This window comes from Salinicola avicenniae (genome assembly GCF_023736115.1).
Lineage (GTDB): Bacteria > Pseudomonadota > Gammaproteobacteria > Pseudomonadales > Halomonadaceae > Salinicola > Salinicola avicenniae.
Map to the genome: position 1 here is coordinate 503,153 of NZ_JAKQZC010000003.1, position 19,735 is coordinate 522,887.

At 65.1% G+C, this 19,735-nt stretch carries 17 protein-coding genes; 4 read left to right on the forward strand and 13 right to left on the reverse strand.

Annotated features, from left to right (window positions below; translation table 11 throughout):
- Nucleotides 1-21: 21 nt before the first annotated feature.
- Nucleotides 22-756, reverse strand: coding sequence for an SDR family oxidoreductase (locus MC381_RS08830; RefSeq protein WP_251977367.1), 735 nt, complete (start codon nt 754-756; stop codon nt 22-24).
- Nucleotides 757-1,029: 273 nt separating this feature from the next.
- On the opposite strand from MC381_RS08830, the gene MC381_RS08835 reads away from it, so the two are divergent.
- From MC381_RS08835 to MC381_RS08850, 4 genes are all read left to right on the forward strand, one after another.
- Complete coding sequence (locus tag MC381_RS08835; RefSeq protein WP_251977368.1) at nt 1,030-1,890, forward strand: ATP-binding protein; 861 nt, start codon at nt 1,030-1,032, stop codon at nt 1,888-1,890.
- A 91-nt stretch (nt 1,891-1,981) separates the two neighbouring features.
- Nucleotides 1,982-5,539, forward strand: a complete 3,558-nt coding sequence (locus MC381_RS08840) for an ATP-binding protein (RefSeq protein WP_251977369.1) — start codon at nt 1,982-1,984, stop codon at nt 5,537-5,539.
- Nucleotides 5,540-5,929 (forward strand): response regulator, encoded by a 390-nt coding sequence (locus MC381_RS08845; RefSeq protein ID WP_251977370.1) that lies wholly within the window; start codon nt 5,540-5,542, stop codon nt 5,927-5,929.
- Nucleotides 5,919-7,532, forward strand: a complete 1,614-nt coding sequence (locus tag MC381_RS08850) for a diguanylate cyclase (protein WP_251977371.1) — start codon at nt 5,919-5,921, stop codon at nt 7,530-7,532. The genes MC381_RS08845 and MC381_RS08850 overlap by 11 nt, the downstream gene beginning before the upstream one ends.
- 48 nt (nt 7,533-7,580) lie before the next feature.
- Here the strand turns inward: MC381_RS08850 and der are convergent, their stop codons facing one another.
- The 12 genes from der to iscR all read right to left on the reverse strand — a co-directional run bounded on the left by der (nt 7,581) and on the right by iscR (nt 19,732).
- Complete coding sequence (der, locus tag MC381_RS08855; RefSeq protein WP_251977372.1) at nt 7,581-8,984, reverse strand: ribosome biogenesis GTPase Der; 1,404 nt, start codon at nt 8,982-8,984, stop codon at nt 7,581-7,583.
- Between the two features lie 265 nt (nt 8,985-9,249).
- Nucleotides 9,250-10,407, reverse strand: coding sequence for an outer membrane protein assembly factor BamB (bamB, locus tag MC381_RS08860; protein WP_251977373.1), 1,158 nt, complete (start codon nt 10,405-10,407; stop codon nt 9,250-9,252).
- The gene (locus MC381_RS08865; RefSeq protein WP_251977374.1) at nt 10,407-11,063 is read right to left on the reverse strand and encodes a YfgM family protein; all 657 of its coding nucleotides are present in this window, start codon (nt 11,061-11,063) and stop codon (nt 10,407-10,409) included. The genes bamB and MC381_RS08865 overlap by 1 nt, the downstream gene beginning before the upstream one ends.
- 53 nt (nt 11,064-11,116) lie before the next feature.
- The gene (gene hisS, locus MC381_RS08870; protein WP_251977375.1) at nt 11,117-12,403 is read right to left on the reverse strand and encodes a histidine--tRNA ligase; all 1,287 of its coding nucleotides are present in this window, start codon (nt 12,401-12,403) and stop codon (nt 11,117-11,119) included.
- A gap of 149 nt (nt 12,404-12,552) precedes the next feature.
- The gene (gene ispG, locus MC381_RS08875) at nt 12,553-13,668 is read right to left on the reverse strand and encodes a flavodoxin-dependent (E)-4-hydroxy-3-methylbut-2-enyl-diphosphate synthase (protein WP_251977376.1); all 1,116 of its coding nucleotides are present in this window, start codon (nt 13,666-13,668) and stop codon (nt 12,553-12,555) included.
- Between the two features lie 8 nt (nt 13,669-13,676).
- Nucleotides 13,677-14,693 carry a RodZ domain-containing protein gene (locus MC381_RS08880; RefSeq protein ID WP_251977377.1) on the reverse strand — a complete coding sequence of 339 codons (1,017 nt, stop codon included), beginning with the start codon at nt 14,691-14,693 and terminating at the stop codon, nt 13,677-13,679.
- Nucleotides 14,694-14,730: 37 nt separating this feature from the next.
- Nucleotides 14,731-15,468, reverse strand: a complete 738-nt coding sequence (gene pilW / locus MC381_RS08885) for a type IV pilus biogenesis/stability protein PilW (protein WP_251977378.1) — start codon at nt 15,466-15,468, stop codon at nt 14,731-14,733.
- Nucleotides 15,469-15,656: 188 nt separating this feature from the next.
- Entirely contained in the window at nt 15,657-16,790 is a 1,134-nt protein-coding gene (gene rlmN, locus MC381_RS08890) for a dual-specificity RNA methyltransferase RlmN (RefSeq protein WP_251977379.1), read from the reverse strand.
- Nucleotides 16,791-16,875: 85 nt separating this feature from the next.
- Entirely contained in the window at nt 16,876-17,304 is a 429-nt protein-coding gene (ndk, locus tag MC381_RS08895) for a nucleoside-diphosphate kinase (protein WP_251977380.1), read from the reverse strand.
- Between the two features lie 218 nt (nt 17,305-17,522).
- Nucleotides 17,523-17,849, reverse strand: coding sequence for a HesB/IscA family protein (locus MC381_RS08900; protein ID WP_251977381.1), 327 nt, complete (start codon nt 17,847-17,849; stop codon nt 17,523-17,525).
- Between the two features lie 52 nt (nt 17,850-17,901).
- Nucleotides 17,902-19,077, reverse strand: coding sequence for an aminotransferase class V-fold PLP-dependent enzyme (locus tag MC381_RS08905; RefSeq protein ID WP_251977382.1), 1,176 nt, complete (start codon nt 19,075-19,077; stop codon nt 17,902-17,904).
- A gap of 169 nt (nt 19,078-19,246) precedes the next feature.
- The gene (gene iscR, locus MC381_RS08910) at nt 19,247-19,732 is read right to left on the reverse strand and encodes a Fe-S cluster assembly transcriptional regulator IscR (protein WP_251977383.1); all 486 of its coding nucleotides are present in this window, start codon (nt 19,730-19,732) and stop codon (nt 19,247-19,249) included.
- Between the last annotated feature and the right edge of the window lie 3 nt (nt 19,733-19,735).

The following is a 19,735-nucleotide window of genomic DNA, read 5'->3' on the forward strand; positions in this document are numbered from 1 at the left end:
TTCCACCGAGGCTGGCGGGGGTCAGCCGCGGCCGACGAAGGGCATGGCGCTGGCCATCAGGGTGACGAACTGGGCGTTGACCTCCAGCGGCAGATTTGCCATCGCCAGCACCTGCTCGGCGACGTGCGAGGCATCCATCACCGGCTCCACGGCGATGTGGCCGTCTGCCTGGGGCACGCCCTGGGTCATCGCTTCGGCCATCTCGGTCAGAGCGTTGCCGATATCGATCTGGCCGCAGGCGATGCTGAACGCGCGCCCGTCCAGCGAGAGCGATTTGGTCAACCCCGTCACCGCGTGCTTGGTGGTGGTATAGGGTGACGAACCGTAGCGCGGGGCGTGTGCCGAAATCGAGCCGTTGTTGATGATGCGGCCGCCGCAAGGCGTTTGAGTCCGCATCTGGCGGAAGGCAGCGCGCGCGGCGAGGAACATGCCGGAGACGTTGACGTCGAGAATGCTTTTCCACTCTTCCAGCGAAATCTCGTCGATCATGCCGGTGGCGACATTGCGTCCGGCATTGTTGAACAGGGCATCCAGGCGCCCCCACTGCTGCGCGGCCTGCGAGAAACGCGCCTCGACCTGGGCAGCATCGGTCACATCGCAGGGCAGGATCAGCGCCGCCTCATGGTGGTCTGCCGTTTCCTGGAGCGCGGCTTCTCGACGCCCGATCAGGCCGACCTGCCAGCCGGCGTCGAGAAAGCGACGGGCGGTGACGCGGCCGATGCCGGAGCCGGCGCCGGTGATGACGATACTGGGCATGGAGCATGTCCTTGTGCGTAATGGGGGGAAGGGCAGCGCGGCGCGGTATCCGACAGCGGGGCCCTACGCGAGTCGAATCTGAAGGATAGCGCTCTAACCAAGCGCCCGAGCCGATACCTTGGTCGAAGATTGATGACCGGATCATCAAGCGTCCGTGTCCCCGATGGGGAACACGACGGCTGGACCCGGCGTGCCAGGCGTCACAAGATAGGCGGTTCTGGACAATTTTCCGCTGCGCCCGGGGCCGGCGGGGTAGCCTGCAAGGAGTGGATGATGGATGAGGATCTGGCGCAACGACTGGGGCGTCTGCTGGACCGTGTGGAGCGCTGGTTGCCGGAGCAACCGCCTGCGGTCGACTGGCGGCACGACGTGGCGGCGCTCTGGCAGTCGCACCCATTGGGCGGGCAGTTGGTCCCCGTGCAACCCCGGGATGCGGTGACGCTGGACGACCTGCTTGGCGTGGAGCGACAGAAGGCGGCGCTGCTCGACAACACGCGCGCCTTTCTGCAGGGGTACCCGGCCAACCATGCGCTGCTATGGGGCGCGCGCGGCAGCGGCAAATCGTCGATGGTACGTGCCTTGCTCAACACGCTGTCCGGTGAGGGGCTGCGCCTGATCCAGGTGGATCGCCACGATCTGGTAGCGCTGCCGGTGTTGGTGCAGCGCCTGCGCGGTCAACCACAGCGCTTCGTGGTCTACTGCGACGATCTCTCGTTCGAGGGCAGCGATGACGCCTACAAGGCACTCAAGAGCGTGCTGGACGGTACCCTGACCGGCCCGCCGGACAATGTGCTGCTCTACGCGACGTCCAACCGGCGTCATCTGCTGCCGGAGTCGATGTCGGATAATCAGGCAACCCAGCTGGTCGACGGCGAACTGCATCACGGCGATGCGGTCGAGGAGAAAATCTCATTGTCCGACCGCTTCGGGCTATGGCTGGCGTTCCACCCTTTCGATCAGCAGGCCTTTCTGGAGACCTGCCAGCACTGGGTCGCGCATCTGGGGGGCGAAGCCGCCTGGAGCGAGGCGGCGCGGGGCGAGGCGATTCGCTACGCGACCCTACGCGGCGTGCGCAGCGGTCGCGCCGCCTGGCAATTCGCCTGTCAGTGGGTCGGTTCTCGGTCTATTCGCTGATTTTAACCGCTCAGTATGAGTTACCCTCATGAAAAGGTGTGGGCCAAAGTTGGGGCCCGGTCTCTGCCGTATCGTCATGAGGGGGCTTGCATTGAACCATTCGCGTTTGCCGACGTTGCTGATTCTGCTGGGGAGCGGTCTGTTGACGCTGTTCTTCGGCTGGATGCTGCTGGAGGCGCTGCACAATGACCGCGAAGCGTTCGCGCGGGATCTCGCTTTCCAGTCCCAGGAGCAGGGCATCACGGTTAAGGCGACACGGGCGGGATTCGAGCGTCGGACGCAGACGATTGCCTCGACGCTGGCCGCCGACCCGCTCGCCGGCTCGCTGCTCGATCGGGCGCTGTCGATCGAGGCACCTGCGGAACGCGCGGCGCTGCGGGAGCAGCTGCGCGAGAATCTCGCGCCCTACTGGCAGGCGGTGCGTGCCGGTGGTGCGCTCGAGCTCAACCTGTTCCTGCGGCGTGACGATGGCATCGTGCCGTTCTTGAGCCTGGAACCGCCTGGCGCGCTGGAAGAGCCCCGTCATGACGGCAGCCGGCTACTGCGTGAAAGCGTCCAGCGCCAACGGTCGCAACATGGCATCGAGTATGACGGTGAACGCGCCACGACGGCCGGGGTAGCGCCGATATTCGGCCCGGGGGACGAAGAGGGCGAGGAGCGGATCGTCGGGTTGCTCGAGGTGGAAATGGGGCTGCTGCCCGATGTCGAGTCGCTGGCGACACGGCTCCAGAGCGGTGTGGCGCTCCTCTCGCGCGATCCGGGGCTGACCGACGAAACCCGCTGGCAGATCGACCAAGCGTCCCAGGCGCGGGTCGAGAATTGGCTGTCGACGCTGGCTGCACTGAGCCGGGAGCCCGAGCGCGACCGCCTCGAGATGAGGGAGGACGGGACCGATCACTCTGACTCAGCACACGGCAGCACCACAGCCGAGATGCACTCCCGCCATGCCGTGGTCGAAGGCGACGAGGGTCGCCACTATCTACTGACGCTGATCCCATTCGTTTCGGCTGAGCTGTCCGGGTCGCCACCGGTCGCGGCCGTGGCGATCTGGAGCGATATTACCGCGCAGCTCGCCGCGCGTGACGGCATGATTGTGAACACTTGGCTGCGCTGGGGGTTGGCTTGGTTGATCGCCGAGGCCTGCCTGCTGCTGCTGCTGTGGGGCACGCGGCGGGTAACGCGCGCGAATATGCTGGCCCATCAGCAGCGCCTCGAAACCCAGAAGCGCACGCTGGAGTCGCTCAACCAGCGGCTCGCCATGCAGAAGGATACGCTGCAGACGCTCAACGATATCGCGGCGCTGCAGGAGACGTCCTTCCAGCGACTGGTGGAGAGTGCGTTGCAGGCGGGCGCGGCGCATCTCGACATACCTTTTGCGGTGGCCAACCGGATCGAGGGGGAGGACTACCTGATCGAGGCTGCCTACTCGCCCGATCAGCGTTTCGAGGCTGGCCAGCATCTGGCCACCAGCGATACCTTCTGTGAGCTGACGATGGCCAGCGATGATGTGGTGGCTTTCGACGATGCCGACAAGGACGGGCTGGGCGAGCATCGCTGTCGCCTGCGCTACGCGTTGCGCAGTTATATCGGTGCGCCGATCTGGGTTCACGGCCAGCGCTACGGCGCGCTGGCCTTCAGCAGCGATCGCCCCCGCGGGCGCGCGTTTGACGAAGTGGACCGGGAGTTCGTGCGTTTGCTGGCGCGCTGGATCGGCGCAACGCTGATGCGCTGGAAGGAGTCGCGAGCCCGAGAGGAGCTCAATCGGCGCTTGACCAAGATTGCTTCGCAGACGCCTGGCCTTATCTATCAGTATCGCGAGGACGCCGAAGGTAACCCCTCTTTCCCGTATGCCAGCGATGCGATAGAGACGTTCTACGGCATCACGCCGCAGGAAGCAGCCAAAAGTGCCATGCCGGTCTTCGACCTCGTCTTCAAGGAAGACCTGGATGCGCTATCGGCATCGATTCGGGAGTCGCGTGTCAATCTGACGCCCTGGCATGCCGAGTATCGCGTTCGCAAAGCAGACGGCGGTTTCATCTGGCTGGCGGGGCAGTCGGTGCCCGAGCGGGAGCTCGATGGCGGTACGCTATGGCACGGCTTCCTGCACGATGTCACCGAACGCAAGCGCAACGAGCGCCTGAAGGGCGAGTTCATCTCCACCGTCAGTCACGAGCTGCGTACGCCGCTGACCTCGATTTCCGGTTCCCTGGGGTTGATTCAGGGCGGTGCGCTCGGTCAGCCGCCCGAAGCCATGCGGTCGATGCTTTCGGTGGCACACAACAACGCGCAGCGCCTGATCCTGCTGATCAACGATCTGCTCGACATGGAAAAGCTCGTCGCCGGCAAGATGAACTTCGAGATGGAAGCGCAGCCGTTGATGCCGTTGATCGAACAGGCGATCGAGTCCAACCAGGCCTACGCGGATCAGTTCAATGTGCTCTATGCCATGACGGCGCGGATGGATGAGGCGCAGGTCACTGTCGATGCCATGCGTCTGCAGCAGGTGATGAGCAATCTGCTCTCCAATGCCGCCAAGTTCTCGCCGGCGGAGGCCCAGGTCGAGGTGCGCGTCGAGCCGGTTGGCGATCGTGTGCGGGTCAGCGTGCTCGACCATGGTCCTGGCATTCCGGAAGCCTTCCACGAACGCATCTTCCAGAAATTTTCCCAGGCCGACGGCTCCAGCACGCGCAAGCAGGGCGGCACCGGTCTCGGCCTGGCAATCACCCGCGAGCTGATCGAGCGCATGCGTGGATCGATCAACTTCTTCTCCGAGGAGGGACACGGCGCCTGCTTTTTCTTCGAGCTGCCGTGCACCGCTATGCTGGCGCCGCCGGTGGATGCTCCGCGCGAGGCCCCGGCGGACGTCGCCGACGTGCTCGAGGTCGCCCCCGGCTCACGCCTGCTGATTGTCGAGGATGACCCTGACACGGCGCTGCTGCTGGCGACGCTGGTGCGACTCTGGGGCTACCAGGCAGAAGTGGCGCATACCCTCGATGAGGCGGTCAACTGGCTTGAGCGACGCAGCTTCGACGCGTTGACGCTTGACCTGCTGCTGCCGGACGGCAATGGCCTGACGCTGCTGCAGCAGCTGCGTGATCGCCCGCAGACCCAAGACCTGCCGGTGCTGGTCGTCTCCGCGAGGGCGGACGAGGGGCGGCTCGAGATCGGCGGCGAGCTGAGGGCGGTAGACTGGCTGTCGAAGCCATTCGATGAGCGTCGACTGGCGCTGGCGCTGGCATCGTCGCAGCAGCTGCAGCCACAACGAGAGCGCGTCATGCACGTTGGCGACGACGCCGAGCTGGCACGCCATGTCGGGGCCCAGATCGCGCAGAGCATGACACTCGACGTGGCGCACTCCCTGCAGGAGGCGCGCTATTTGCTGGACAGCAATGACTATGGCCTGATCTCGCTCGACCTCACCGCGACGCGCGGGCCGGGCTGGGAAATCATTCCGCTGCTCAGCCAGTTGGCCACCCAGCCGGCGGTGATCATCCTATCCGACCAGGCACTGGCGCCCAACCTGCTGGGACGCGTGGAGACGGCGATTGCCAAGCCCGGGCTGTCGTCGGAGGCGCTGCGCGAAGCCTTCGACCGCCAGCTTCGGGAGCACGGCCCGAATCAGAATTCCGCTACCGATGGAGACCATTAGATGAAGCCCTTGCAGCGTATCCTGCACGTCGAGGATGACCTGTCGATACAGGAGGTGGCACGGGTGGCGCTCGAGATCGTCGGCGGCTTCGAAGTGGAAAGCTGTGAAGACGGTCTGACCGCACTGCCACGTGCTGAAGCCTGGCAGCCCGACCTGATTCTGCTGGATGTGATGATGCCGGGTATCGACGGCCCGACCACTCTGGTCCGCCTGCGTGAGCAGGAGACGACACGCGACATCCCGGTCGTCTTCATGACCGCCAAGGTGCAGCCGAACGAAATCGAGCACTATCGCGCGATCGGTGCGCTGGACGTGGTGATCAAGCCGTTCGACCCGATGGCATTGGCCCAGCAGCTACGCGATATCTGGGAGCGTTCCCATGTCGGCTAGCGATATCGAGACACGGCTGGCCGAGCTCAAGCAGCAGTATGTCCTGCGCCTGCGCAATGACCTGCAGACGCTGATCGCCCAGACTCGCGTCATGAGTACACGCGAGGGAGTGATCGAAGTCGGCGCGCTAGAGAGCGTGCGCCAGGGCCTGCACCGGATTGCCGGCTCGGCGGGTAGTTTCGGCTATCCGGAAGTCGGGCGGGATGCGCGCGAGATGGAAGTCTGGCTGCAGACGCTGATCGAGGCGCGTGGGGTACCCGCGCCGTCGATGCTGGGAGCGCTCCACGAGCGGTTGCGCGACGTGCATCGTCTGCTGGATGCCAGCCCGGCCACGGTCGTCCGTGAGCCAGAAAGTGGCTATCGCGCGGAGAGCGGCGACCGCGCTGTGCGCGTCGGTCTTCTCGTCGACGCTGAGCGCGAGTCGCTGACGCAAGCGCTGGCCGGCTTCGGCTACGAGTGTCGCGCGCTTCCCCAGGACGCGACGTCGACCTGGCAGCCCGATGTCATAATCGTCGACACTGCGGGCCAGTACGCGACAAGCTGGCAGCCCATTGCCGAGCAGAGCCGGCATGCCGTGCGCGTCCTGTTGAGCGACAGCGGCGATTTTGCGGCACGTCTGCAAGCGGTGCGCGATGGCGCTCAAGGCTTTTTTACCCATCCGCTGGATATTCCCGCGCTGGAACGCCGTTTGCGCCATCTCGTCAGTCTGCCGCAGCAGGACCCTTACCGTGTCCTGCTGATCGATGACGATGAAGCGCTGGCCGAACACTACCGCCTGACGCTGAAACGGGCCGGCATCGAGTCGCGCGTGGTCATTGAGCCGGCCGATGTGCTCACGGGCATGCGCGATTTCGTTCCCGATCTGGTGTTGATCGATATCAACATGCCGGATTGCTCCGGACCGGAGCTGGCGCGGGTCATTCGCCTCGACGACGATTGGCTGCGCGTGCCGCTCATCTATCTGTCGGCGGAACATGATGCCAATCGCCAGGCCCAGGCGCTGGCCCAGGCCGGTGACGATTTCCTGGTCAAGCCGATCTCGGATGTATCACTCGTCGCCGCCGTGACCGCGCGGGCGCAGCGCTCGCGGCAGTTGAGCCTGGCGCTGGCGAGGGATGGCCTGACCGGGTTGATCAAGCATCCGGCGATCAAGGATCTGATCGAGATCGAGCAGTCGCGCTCGCAGCGGACCGGCGCCAGCGCCTGCGTGGTGATGATCGATATCGACCGCTTCAAGTCGGTCAACGATACCTATGGTCACGGCACCGGCGACTATGTGATCCGGCTGCTGGCCAATCTGCTGCGGCAGCGGCTGCGTCGGGTCGATCATGTCGGTCGCTACGGTGGGGAGGAGTTCGTGGCGGTGCTGCCGAGCTGTTCGCTGGCCGACGCGCACGAAGCGATCGAACGCATTCGGGTCAGCTTTTCGCAGCTGGAGTGCATCGCCGGCGATCAGATCTTCCAGGCTACCTTCAGCGCGGGCATCGCCAGCACATTGGACTGGACGGATGCCGAGGCGTTGCTGGAAGCGGCGGACAAGGCGATGTACGAGGCCAAGCAGGGCGGGCGCAATCAGGTGTGCCTGGCCCGTCCCGAGGCCTGAGCGCGCGACGCGATCCACCGCGCCGCGACGTCTTGGCGCGGTTCCTTCTTAGCGCCGGTTTTTCCGGGCTTCGCGCGTGCGGTTCAGCTGGCGCGTGCGAGCTTTCTCGCGGTCGCTGGCGCCGACCTGATTGTCGTAGGGGTTGTTGCCCGAGCGGAATTCGAAGCGAATCGGCGTGCCGCGCACCTTCAACACCTTGCGGAAGGTATTGGTCAGGTAGCGCTTGTACGCTTCCGGCAGCGACGATGTCTGATTGCCGTGGACCACGATGATCGGCGGGTTGCTGCCGCCCTGGTGCGCCATGCGTAGCTTGATGCGACGGCCATTGATCATCGGCGGTTGATGCTCGCTGACGGCGTCCTGCAGGATCGTGGTCAGGCGGTTGGTCGACCAATGGCTGTTGGCGCTGTCGAACGCCTTGTCGACCGACTTGTAGAGATCGCCCACGCCGGTGCCGTGCAGCGCGGAGATGAAGTGCAGGTCGGCATAGTCGGCGAAGCCCAGGCGGCGTTTGATGTCGGTACGCATCTTCTCGCGGGCTTCCTGCTCGAGGCCATCCCACTTGTTGACCGCCAGAACCAGGGCGCGGCCGCTAGAGAGCACGTAGTCGAGCAGGTGCAGATCCTGCTCGACCAGCCCCGTGCGGGCATCCAGCACCATGATCGCAACGTGGCACTCCTTGATCGCCTCGAGCGTCTTGATGATCGAAAATTTCTCAGCCACCAGGCTGACGTTCTTGCGTCGCCGGATGCCGGCGGTATCGACCAGTACATAGGGCTTGCCACGACGCTCGAAGGGAATCTCGATCGCGTCGCGCGTAGTGCCAGCCTCGTCGAACACCACCACGCGATCCTCGCCCAACATCCGGTTGACCAGAGTCGACTTGCCGACGTTGGGGCGGCCGATGACACCGATATGGACGCCGGGGTAACCATCCGCCGGGCCGGCGCTAGGGTCACGCTCGGGAAATGGTGACAGCACTTCGTCGATCAGGTTGGTGACGTTGCGCCCGTGCGAAGCGGCAATCGGTCGCGGGTCTCCCAGGCCGAGGCTCCAGAAGTCGGCCATGGCCATCTGCTCATCGAGCCCATCGGTCTTGTTGACCACCAGCCAGGTCTTCTTCTGGTTGACGCGCAGGTGGTTGGCGATCGCCGTGTCCGCCGGCATCAGACCGGCGCGTGCGTCGACCATGAACAGCACGATATCTGCCTCGTCGATCGCGGTGAGCGACTGCTCGGCCATGGCGGCATCGATGCCCTGCTCGTCACCGCTGATACCACCGGTATCGATCACCGTGTAGCGCTTGTCGCCGAGCTGCCCGTTGCCGTACTTGCGGTCGCGGGTCAGGCCGGGGTAGTCGGCCACCAGCGCATCGCGGGAGCGTGTCAGGCGGTTGAACAGCGTCGACTTGCCGACATTGGGTCGGCCAACCAGGGCGATAACGGGGGTCATGGCGATTCGCAAAAGGAGCTTCGAGGAAATGGCATCGGCGATGTGGTGACGAGCCGACGGCGTCAACGGGCGATTCTAGCACACGCCGCCCGCCGGGCGAGCCAACCCGAGGCGCAAAAACCCGTGGGTGCGGTACGAAACGAGATCGGCCCCGCCGAAGCGGGACCGATGGGAGCAGAATGCGCGTGGTGAGATTGACGGGCGTCGCCGGTGGTCGCGTCGGCGACCAGGTGACGCCTGTCAGCGCATCGGTGCAGGCTCTCCGTTACTCGGCGTTCTGCAGGTCGTAGGCGACCAGCGTACCGTCGTTGGCGAGCGCGTAGAGACGACGATCACCGGTCAGCAGCGGCAGGGTCAGCCCGCTGGAGTCGACGCGAACTCGCCCGTTCATCTCGCCACTGGCAGCATCCAGCAGGTGCACGTAGCCCTCATAATCGCCAACCGCAATATTGCCGTCGACGAAAGCGGGGGAGGTCAGCCAGCGCCCTTCGAGGGTGTCGGCATCCCACATCACACGGCCAGTATCCGCCTCGATCGCGATCACGTGGCTCGCGTCGTTGACGGTGAACAGGTAGTTGCCGACGACCAGCGGCGTCAGGTAACTCGACTCTTCTCGCTCCCAGATCACCTCACCGGAGGTGGCTTCGAGCGCCAGCAGGCGACCGTTGTAGCTGGTCACGAAGAGTCGGCCATCCTGCGTCAGCACCGGCTGGCCGTCGAGATCGACGAGCTGATCGACCTCGGTACGCCCCTGAGGCACGGCGACGCGCATGTCCCACAGCGGCTGACCGCTGCGATTGTCCAGCGTGACCAGGCGGCCGTTGGCGAAGCCGGCGAAGGAAACCGGCTCGATCACGCGCGGCGAGCCGGTGCCACGCAGGGTCAGCGCCGGCTGCGAGCTGGAGTAGACCCACTGCTCGCTACCGTCGAGGCGGTTGAGCGCGGTCACGGCGCCATCGACGCTCTGGACCACGACGAGCTGGCTGTTGACCTGCGGGGCCGACAACACTTCGCTGGAGACGCGCGAACGCCAGTCAATGCTGCCGTCCTCGCGATCGACCGCCAGCACTTCACCATTGCGTGTGCCGATGTAGAGGCGGCCGGCATCGGCGCCGATCCCGCTGGAGATCGGGGTGCCGAGCTCGACTTCCCAGGCGGTATCGCCACTGTCGGTATCGATCGCCGTCAGGTCGCCGTTTTCATCGACGGCATACAGCATGCCGCCATCGACGATCGGGGTCAGCGGATAGTGGGCTCGGCCCAGGCCGTCACCGATGTCCTGGTCCCAGCGCGCATCGAGTTCGACGCCCGGGGTGAAATCCTGCAGCCCCTTCGGCGGATACTGCGGCTCGACGCTCCCGGCGCAGCCGGCCAGCAGGGTCGCGGTCAGCCCGAGGGGCAGGAGTAAGCGGGTCAAAGTCATCAGGTGGCGTCCTCCACACCGAGGTCGTCTAGCTTGAGCTGAAGGCCGTAGATCGTCTGGTCGGCATCCTGTGCCAGACGTTGTGCTTGCTGATAGGCGTCGCGCGCGTCCTGGGGGCGCTCGAGCGCGACATAGGCGTCACCGATGACGCTCTGGCGCTGGGCCGCGAGTGCACCGGGGACCTCTCCGTCGAGGGTGTCGAGCGCTGCCTGGGCCTCGCCGTCGGCGATCTCGATACGCGCCAGGTCGATACGCGCCAGTGCCCGGATATAGTCGCGGTCGCTACTGGAGACGACCGCGTTGAGGGCGTCGCGGGCCTGGGCGTTATCGCCGGCTTCGACCGCGATCTTCGCCTCGAGCAGGCCGGCCATGTCGGCGTACAGGGTGCCGCCGTGCTCGTCGCGCAGGGTGTCGACCAGCGTCAGTGCCTGTTCGCGAGCATTGTCGTCGAGATTCTCGCCGCCGGCGACCGCCATCAACTGCTGGTAGGTCGCGGAGGCGTCGGCGGCCTGGCCGTCCTGGTAGCGCTGCCAGGCCTGCCAGCCCAGCACGCCGGCCACGGCAACGAGAATGCCGACGATCAAGGCGGTACCGTTGTCCTTCCACCACTGCTTGATCGCGTCCAACTGTTCTTCTTCGGTTCTCAGCTCCGCCACGGGCGGTCTCCTTCTTCGTTGCTCGGCGGCCGCTACCGGCCGCTGCTACCCGTTCAGGCTTGGCCGGACTGGCGGCCCAGCCAGGCGATAGCGTCATCCAGCGGCAGCGTCTGCTGTTCGCCGTTGTCGCGCAGGGGCTTCAAGGTGAGCGTGCCGTTGGCGATCTCGTCATCGCCGAGGATCAGGGCGACGTGCGCGCCACTGCGGTCGGCACGGCGAATCTGGCTCTTGAAGCTGCCGCCGCCGCAGTGTACCTGAAGTTGCAGGTCGGGCAGAGCGTCGCGCAGGCGCTCGCCAAGCAGCAGCGCCTGGAGCTCGGCCTGTTCGCCCATCGCGAGCAGATAGGCATCGGCGCCGGCCTGGGCCTCGGCCGGGATCAGGTCAAGAGTTTCCAGCAGCAGCAGCAGGCGCTCGAGCCCGATGGCGAAACCGATGGCCGGTACCGGCTTGCCGCCGAGCTGTTCGACCAGCCCATCGTAACGGCCGCCACCGCAGACCGTGCCCTGACTGCCGAGCGCGGTGGTGGTCCACTCGAAGACGGTGCGCGAGTAGTAGTCGAGTCCGCGCACCAGGCGGGGGTTGATGCGGTAGGTGACGCCAGCGGCATCCAGCGTCGCCTTGAGACGTTCGAAATGCTCGCGGGACTCGTCGTCGAGATGCTCGAGCAGCTGCGGTGCCCCCGCCAGCATGTCGGCCATCGCTGGATTCTTGGAATCGAGAATGCGAAGGGGGTTGCTGGTCAGGCGTCGCAGGGAGTCCTCATCCAGTACCTCGCGATGAGTCTCGAAGTAGGCCACCAGCGCGTCGCGATAGTTGGCGCGCGCCGCCGGCGAACCCAGCGAGTTGAGCTCCAGCGTGACGTGTTCGGCCATGCCGAGCTGCCGCCACAGACGCGCCGACAGCAGGATGATCTCGGCGTCGATGTCCGGGCCATCCATGCCATAGGCTTCGATGCCGATCTGGTGGAACTGGCGGTAGCGTCCCTTCTGCGGCCGTTCGTAGCGGAACATCGGGCCCATGTACCAGAGTCGCTGGGTCTGGTTATGCAACAGCCCGTGCTCGAGCGCGGCACGCACGACAGCGGCGGTGTTCTCGGGGCGCAGGGTCAGGCTCTCGCCGTTGCGGTCGTCGAAGGTGTACATCTCCTTCTCTACCACGTCGGTCGCTTCGCCGATCGAGCGAGCGAAGAGAGCGGTCTGTTCGACGATCGGGGTGCGGATCTCGCGATAGTCGTAGCGATCCACCAGCGAACGCAGCTGGCGCTCGACATACTGCCAGGCGGCCGATTGATCCGGCAGCAGATCGTTCATGCCGCGAATGGCTTGTATCTTGTTACTCAAGTGTCACTCCTGCCTGAGTTCTTGCGAAAACTGTCGGTGCCGGCGGCTGGTGACGGGTCAAGCGGGGCGCAAGGACCCGATCGACCGTTATCGTTCCCGCGGCCGACCGGGGCATCGAAGGGAGGCGAGCGTGCGCCGGCGGTGGTCGCTCAGGCGCCGCGGGCGATCACGTCCTCGTCACGCGCTTCTTTTTCTTTCACCTTCTGGCGGATCAAGGCTTCGAGATCGTCGACCAGATGGTCATTGCGCAGCTTGCTGGCCGGTTTGCCGTCGATGTACACCAGGTTGGCCGGGCTGCCGCCGGTGAGGCCGATGTCGGTCTCCTTGGCTTCGCCGGGACCATTGACCACGCAGCCGATGACCGAGACGTTCAGCGGCGTCATGATGTCATCGACGCGCGCTTCGAGCGCGTTCATGGTGCCGATGACGTCGAAGTTCTGACGCGAGCAGCTCGGGCAGGCAATGAAATTGATGCCCTTGGCGCGCAGCTTCAGACTCTTCAGCATGTCGTAGCCGACCTTGATCTCCTCGACGGGATCGGCGGCGAGCGAGACGCGAATGGTGTCGCCGATGCCATCCATCAGCAGCATGCCGAGACCGATCGAGGATTTGACCGTGCCCGAGCGCAGCCCGCCGGCTTCGGTGATGCCGAGGTGCAGCGGCTGTTCGATCTGCTTGGCCAGCAGGCGGTAGGCGGAGACCGCCATGAATACGTCGCTGGCCTTGACGCTGACCTTGAAGTCCGGAAAGTCCAGGCGATCGAGATGGTCGATATGGCGCATGGCAGATTCGACCAGTGCCTCCGGCGTCGGCTCGCCGTACTTCTTCTGCAGGTCCTTTTCCAGCGAGCCGGCATTCACCCCGATACGGATCGGGATGCCGTTGGCGCGAGCGGCGTCGACCACCGCGCGCACCCGGTCCTCGCGTCCGATGTTGCCCGGATTGATGCGCAGGCAGTCAACGCCGAGCTCGGCGACGCGCAGGGCGATGCGATAATCGAAATGGATATCGGCGACCAGCGGCACGCTGACGCGACGTTTGATCTTGCCGAAAGCCTCGGCGGCATCCATGTCGGGTACCGAGACTCGCACGATATCCGCACCGGCCGCCTCGAGGCGCTGGATCTGCGCCACGGTAGCCTCGACGTCCAGCGTATCGGTATTGGTCATGCTCTGTACGGCGATCGGAGCGTCGCCGCCGACCGGCACGTGACCGACATGGATCTGCCGAGATTGGCGACGGGTGATCGGAGAGGGCGTATGCATGGCGCTTCTCAGTCTCCCAAAGTGAAGCGGGCGACGTTGTTGCCACCCGTGTGTTGGCCAAGTTCGACCGGCTCGCCGCGATACTCGAGCGCAACACCGCTGGCATTGCCGATGGTCAGGCGGAAGGGCGGCGTGCCCTCCGCGGTCGCCTGGCTGTCGGCGGGCTGCAAGCCGCTAAAGATTCGGTCGTCGTTGGCATCGTAGATTTCGGTCCATGACGCTTCGTTGAAGGTCAGGGTGAGCGTGTTGTCGTCGACCGAGGCCGGGGTCGCCGCGTCGGTGGCGGCATCGCTGTCCGTTGCGTCGTCCGCCGTGATCCCCGTGTCGCCGGCCGTCGTGGCGATGGACTCGGCGCGCAGCTCGCTGCTGTCCGGGGGCGTGCTCGCCTCGAGGCCGTCGTCGCCCTCCAAGGCGGTCGCCGTATCGGCGTCGCCCGCCGGAAGGTCGCGCTGCGACGCGGCAGGTGGCAGCTGGGTGTCGGTATTCGGCGTCATGGCGGTGTCATTGGACGCGCTCTCGGTCGACGAGGTGGCGCTGCCGTTCTCGAGGGTGTCGACCGCGACCGGATCGTCCCCGCCGCCGAAGATGTCGTTGCCCTCGCGACTCTGCCACCACAGCAGCGTCAGCGCGATCAGGCCGACTATCACCAGCAGGGTGAACAGGCGAAAGATCCAGGCACCGACACGCGACGGGGCGCGCGTGCTGCTCATCGGTGACAGCTTGCGATCGATATCGGCGCGGCCGTGCTGGGCGTCGTAGGCGTGGACCACGGCGTTCTCGTCCATGGCCAGCAGACGGGCGTAGGCGCGCACGTAGCCGCGCCGGTAGGCTGCGATCGGTACCTGCTCGAAGTGATCCTCCTCGATGCCGGAGACCACCGTTGGGCGCAGGTTCAGCTGTACCGCGACCTCATCCAGGCTGAGACCCTGCCGTTCGCGTTCCCGCTGCAGCATAGTGCCCGCCGCTTCCCGGGAAGCGTGCGACAGGTCGTTTGACGTTGTGGATGATGCGTTCATTTCGCTCATTGGCGAAAATCCTTCTGAATTCTAGGGTCTGTTCGCCTTAGGAGCCGTCGAGCTGCTGACGGTAAAAGGCGGCACGCGCCGTTTCGCCTTGCGCACTAGCGATATTGCCGGCCAGGCGAAGGCTCTCGGCGTCGGTGCCGGCCACGGTGAAGTAACGCTGCAGACGTTCCCAGGCGCGTTCGTCGTTACCCTGCGTGTGTTCGATACGCGCCAGTGCCAGCAGACCGCGTGCGTTGCGCGGGTCGATGTCGAGGGCGCGTTCGTAGTGGTTGCGAGCGGCCGCCGGATCGCCGTTGGCAAGCTCACACTGGCCCAGGTTCGCGAACAGCTGGGCTCTATTGGTATAGGTAATATCGTCACTGGCGACCCTCAGCTGCGTGCACGCTTCTGCATAGCGCTGCTGACCGTAGAGGATTGCTGCATAGTTGTTGCGAATGCGGGTGGCATCAGGGTCGGCCGAGAGGGCGCGCCGAAAGAAGGTATCGGCGAGACTGGTTTCGTTTTGACGCTGATAAAGCAGTGCCAGCCCTTCCAGCGCCTCGCTGTCATCCGGCGATAGTTCGAGCGCGTGCTCCAGTGCCTGCTGCGCACGGGCCAGATTGTCCTGCGCCAGATACGCCTTGCCGAGCCGGGTATAGGCCGCCGCCGCATCGGCCGGGTCGCTCGCGGTCGGCCCGTTGCTGGCCACCGGGGTGGCGCAGCCGCCGAGCAGACACGCCACGCCCATCGCGATACAGAGCGAGCGTATCGACAGGGGCGGGTGATGGCGACTCATGCACGGTTCTCCGACGGTACGAGATCACGACAGTCCAGCAGACAGCGAGCCCCGAGCAGCTGAAAACAAAGCGGTTTTGGGGCTCCCATCAAAGCGCCGAGGCGAGGTGAAGTCAAGGCGAGGGCGACAGAAGGCAACGCTTTTCTCGTCTCGTGCATGTCTCGTCTCGTGTCGGGCCGCTGGGTGTGTCAGTCGGCATCCAGCTGGATCGACTGGATATAGCGCTCGTGGCGCTTGGTGCGATCCTTGACGCGGCCAACCAGCTGGCCGCAGGCGGCGTCGATATCGTCGCCACGGGTCGTGCGCACCATGGCGGTGTGGCCGAGTTCGTGGAGCCAGGTCTGAAAACGCATGACCTGATTGCGCGACGGCTTTTCGTAACCCGAGTGCGGAAAGGGGTTGAACGGGATCAGATTGATCTTGCACGGAAGCCCTTCGAGCAGGGCGATGAGCTCCTCGGCATGGTGCTGCTGATCGTTGACGTCCTTGATCAGTGTGTACTCGATGGTGACGTGACGGGCGCTGTCGGATTTGGCCAGATAGCGCTTGCAGGCATCGAGCAGCTTGGCAATGTCGTACTTGCGGTTGAGCGGGACCAGCTCGTTGCGCAGCTCGTCGTTGGCCGCGTGCAATGAGATGGCCAGACTCACGTCGATCTCGTCGCCGAGCTTGTCGATCATCGGCACGACGCCCGAGGTCGACAACGTGACGCGACGTCGGGAGAGCCCGTAGGCGTTGTCGTCGAGCATCAGCTTCATCGACGGCAGGACGTTGTCGTAATTGAGCAGAGGCTCGCCCATGCCCATCATGACGACGTTGGTAATGGCCCGGCGGCCGTCCGGGGCGCTCATGCGACCGCCGGCACGCTGCTGCGCCACCCACACCTGGCCGATGATTTCGGCGCTGGTTAGGTTGCGCTGGAAACCTTGCTTGCCGGTGGAGCAGAAGCTGCAGTCCAGCGAGCAGCCGACCTGCGACGAGACGCATAGCGTCCGGCGCGAGCCGTTCTCGGCGGGAATCAGCACCGTCTCCACGTAACTGCCGTCTTCCACTTCCAGCACCCACTTGCGAGTGCCGTCACTGGAGGTGCCTTCATAGACCACGCCCGGCCCGCGGATTTCGGCGTTCTCGGCCAACCGCGCGCGCAGCGACTTGGAGAGGTTGGTCATCGACTCGAAGTCGTCGCAACCTTCCTGGTGGATCCACTTCATGACCTGGGCGGCGCGAAACTTCTTCTCGCCCAGCGAGACGAAGAACGCCTCCATCTGCTCGCGAGATAGCCCCAGGAGATTGGTGCGGGGGGGTGCGGTGACTGCGCTCATGGCAACGGGATCGGCTCGGGATGGGAGTGGAGAGTCGGCAGCGTGGCGGAACGGCCGCCGCAGGGCGCGGCGACCGTGAGACGAATCAGCCGCGCGGGCAGATCTCGTCGTCGCTGAAGAAGTAGCTGATTTCGCGAGCGGCGGATTCCGGTGCGTCGGAACCGTGCACGGCGTTAGCGTCGATGGAAGAGGCGAAATCGGCGCGGATGGTGCCGGCTTCGGCTTCTTTCGGGTTGGTGGCTCCCATCAGTTCGCGGTTCTTGGCGATGGCGCCTTCACCTTCGAGAACCTGCACCACGACCGGGCCGGACGTCATGAAGCTGACCAGGTCGTTGAAGAAACCGCGCTCCTTGTGCTCTGCGTAGAAGCCCTCGGCCTGTTCCTGGGTCAGCTGCTGCATCTTGGCGGCAACGATGCGCAGACCGGCTTTCTCGAAGCGGCTGTAGATGTCGCCGATCACGTTCTTGGCGACGGCATCGGGTTTGATGATGGAAAGCGTGCGCTCGGTGGCCATGACTTCGGTCTCCTGGCTGATAGTAGTGGTGGCCGCGCCTGTCGCGACCACGATGTCGAACGAGTGATGCAAGACGCCGCGCCAGGCGCTGAGTGGGTCCTGGCGCGTCGTCCGGAATCGGGTTTTCGCCAACGCCATTCAGTGGCGGCCGGCGGAAAAGCGCGCCATTGTAGCGTAAGCCACCGGGGCGCGCATCCCGCGGGCGGCGGGCGCTCGCGTCAGACGTTAAAGCTTTCGCCGCAGCCGCATTCGTCGGTCACGTTGGGGTTGTTGAAGCGGAAGAAGCGGTTGAGCCCTTCGTTGACGTAGTCCACCTCGGTGCCGTCGAGCACGTCGAGGGCCTCGCGATCCACCAGGACCTTGACGCCGCGCGCTTCGAAAGCGACGTCTTCGGCACGGACTTCGTCGGCGATATCGAGTACGTAGCTGTAGCCCGAGCAGCCGCTGGGCTTGACTGCCACACGCAGGCCGAGTCCCTTGCCGCGCTCTTCGAGCACATGACGAATCTGGGTCGCGGCGGCTTCGCTGATCGTGATGTTCTGCATTGCGTTGTCTCCCTATCGCGGTGGATGACGCCCAAGGTCATCCGCCGGCGATCTAGCGATGATTCATGGCGCTTGGCGACGGTTGGCGCAACCCTTCCAGCGCGCGTCGGATTTCGCCCACGGCGGTATCGATCTCCGCCGCGGTCGTGAAGCGGCCAAAGCTGAAGCGGATCGACGCCAGCGCTTGGGCGCGCGATACGCCGATGCCCTCTAGCACGTAGGAGGGCGCGACGCTGGCCGAGTTGCACGCCGAACCGGTGGATACGGCCAGCCCGCGCAGTGCCATCAGCAGTGATTCGCCATCGACGTCGTCGAAAGCGATGTTGAGAATATTCGGGACAGCATGCGCCAGCGGCGTGTGTACATGAACGCCGCCGCAGCCGGTCACGCCCGTCAGGAAACGGTCGCGTAGCATGGCGGCGTGTTCACCGTCGCTCTCGCGGGCTTCCCGCGCCAGTGCGAAGGCTTCGCCCATGCCGACGATCTGGTGTGTGGGCAGGGTGCCGGAGCGCATGCCGCGTTCGTGGCCACCGCCATGAATCAGGGCCTCGAGACGCAGGTCCGGGTCGCGCTTCACGTAGAGTGCGCCGATGCCCTTGGGCCCGTAGGCCTTATGCGCCGATAGCGACATCAGGTCGATACCCATGGCCTCGACGTCGAGTGCCAGGCGGCCCGGCGCCTGGGCGGCATCGACGTGAAAGCGGGCGCCGAACGCATGCGTCACGGCGGCCAGCGCGGTCAGATCATTGACGCTGCCGAGCTCGTTGTTGACCGCCATCAGCGACACCAGCAGGGTGTCGTCGCGCATCGCTTCGCGTAGCCGCTCCGGCGCGATGCGTCCCTCCGCATCCGGGCTCAGGTAAGTGACCTCGAATCCTTCGGCCTCGAGCGCTGCAGCGGTGTCGAGGACGGCCTTGTGCTCGATGCGCGAGGTCACCAGATGGCGCCCGCGCGCGCGGTTGGCCCGCAGGTAGCCGGTCAGCGCCAGATTGTCTGCCTCGGTGGCGCCGGAAGTCCAGACGATCTCGCGCGGGTCGGCGCCGATCAGGTCGGCGACCTGGCGACGGGCGCCCTCGACAGCCTGTTCCGCGAGCCAGCCGGGCATATGGCTGCGCGATGCCGGGTTGGCATAGACCCCGTCGAGCGTCAGATGACGCATCATCTGCTCGGCCACACGCGGATCGGTGGGCGTCGTGGCAGCGTAGTCCAGATAGAGGGGAGCGCTCATGGCACGAATCTTCTCAAACGGTCGGTAAAAGGGAGCGAGACACTGGCCTGTCAGTAAGGGCTGCAGACACCGGACTCAAGAGCCTGCCCCCGGTCCTCGGAATCAGCCCGATTCTCGAAACCAGCCCGATCCTCAGAATCAGCTCGAGCTTCAAAATCAGCATAGTCGCTCACTGCGAGGCGACCGTAATGGTCGCTGGATCGTCCTTGAGTGAAGACGGTTGCGGCGTCTGTCGCTGGGCGATCGTGCGAACTTCTTCGCGGCGGACCAGTTCCTGCAGGCTGATATCGCTGAGAAACCGCTGGATCTCGTCGGAGAGATCGCACCAGAGGTGGTGCGTGATGCATTTGCTGCCCTGCTGGCAGTCCGCCTGGCCATGGCAGCGGGTGGCGTCCACCGATTCATTGACCGCATCGATCACGCCAGCCACCGAGATGTCGGCGGGCGCCCGGCCCAGCCGATAGCCACCCCCCGGGCCGCGTACACTGGTCACCAGCTTGGCGCGACGCAGGCGCGAGAACAGCTGCTCGAGATAGGAGAGCGAGATGTCCTGGCGCTTGGAGATGTCGGCCAGACAGATGGGCCCCTGATCGGCATTAATTGCCAGATCGAGCATGGCGGTGACGGCATAGCGGCCTTTGGTGGTCAGGCGCATCGG

Coding starts and splice junctions, on each gene's coding strand:
- MC381_RS08830 (WP_251977367.1), bottom strand. CDS start 756: ATGCCCAGTATCGTCATCACCGGCGCCGGCTCCGGCATCGGCCGCGTC.
- rlmN (WP_251977379.1), bottom strand. CDS start 16,790: ATGAGCGCAGTCACCGCACCCCCCCGCACCAATCTCCTGGGGCTATCT.
- MC381_RS08880 (WP_251977377.1), bottom strand. CDS start 14,693: ATGAGCGAAATGAACGCATCATCCACAACGTCAAACGACCTGTCGCAC.
- pilW (WP_251977378.1), bottom strand. CDS start 15,468: ATGAGTCGCCATCACCCGCCCCTGTCGATACGCTCGCTCTGTATCGCG.
- bamB (WP_251977373.1), bottom strand. CDS start 10,407: ATGACTTTGACCCGCTTACTCCTGCCCCTCGGGCTGACCGCGACCCTG.
- iscR (WP_251977383.1), bottom strand. CDS start 19,732: ATGCGCCTGACCACCAAAGGCCGCTATGCCGTCACCGCCATGCTCGAT.
- ispG (WP_251977376.1), bottom strand. CDS start 13,668: ATGCATACGCCCTCTCCGATCACCCGTCGCCAATCTCGGCAGATCCAT.
- MC381_RS08845 (WP_251977370.1), top strand. CDS start 5,540: ATGAAGCCCTTGCAGCGTATCCTGCACGTCGAGGATGACCTGTCGATA.
- MC381_RS08835 (WP_251977368.1), top strand. CDS start 1,030: ATGGATGAGGATCTGGCGCAACGACTGGGGCGTCTGCTGGACCGTGTG.
- MC381_RS08905 (WP_251977382.1), bottom strand. CDS start 19,077: ATGAGCGCTCCCCTCTATCTGGACTACGCTGCCACGACGCCCACCGAT.
- der (WP_251977372.1), bottom strand. CDS start 8,984: ATGACCCCCGTTATCGCCCTGGTTGGCCGACCCAATGTCGGCAAGTCG.
- ndk (WP_251977380.1), bottom strand. CDS start 17,304: ATGGCCACCGAGCGCACGCTTTCCATCATCAAACCCGATGCCGTCGCC.
- MC381_RS08900 (WP_251977381.1), bottom strand. CDS start 17,849: ATGCAGAACATCACGATCAGCGAAGCCGCCGCGACCCAGATTCGTCAT.
- MC381_RS08850 (WP_251977371.1), top strand. CDS start 5,919: ATGTCGGCTAGCGATATCGAGACACGGCTGGCCGAGCTCAAGCAGCAG.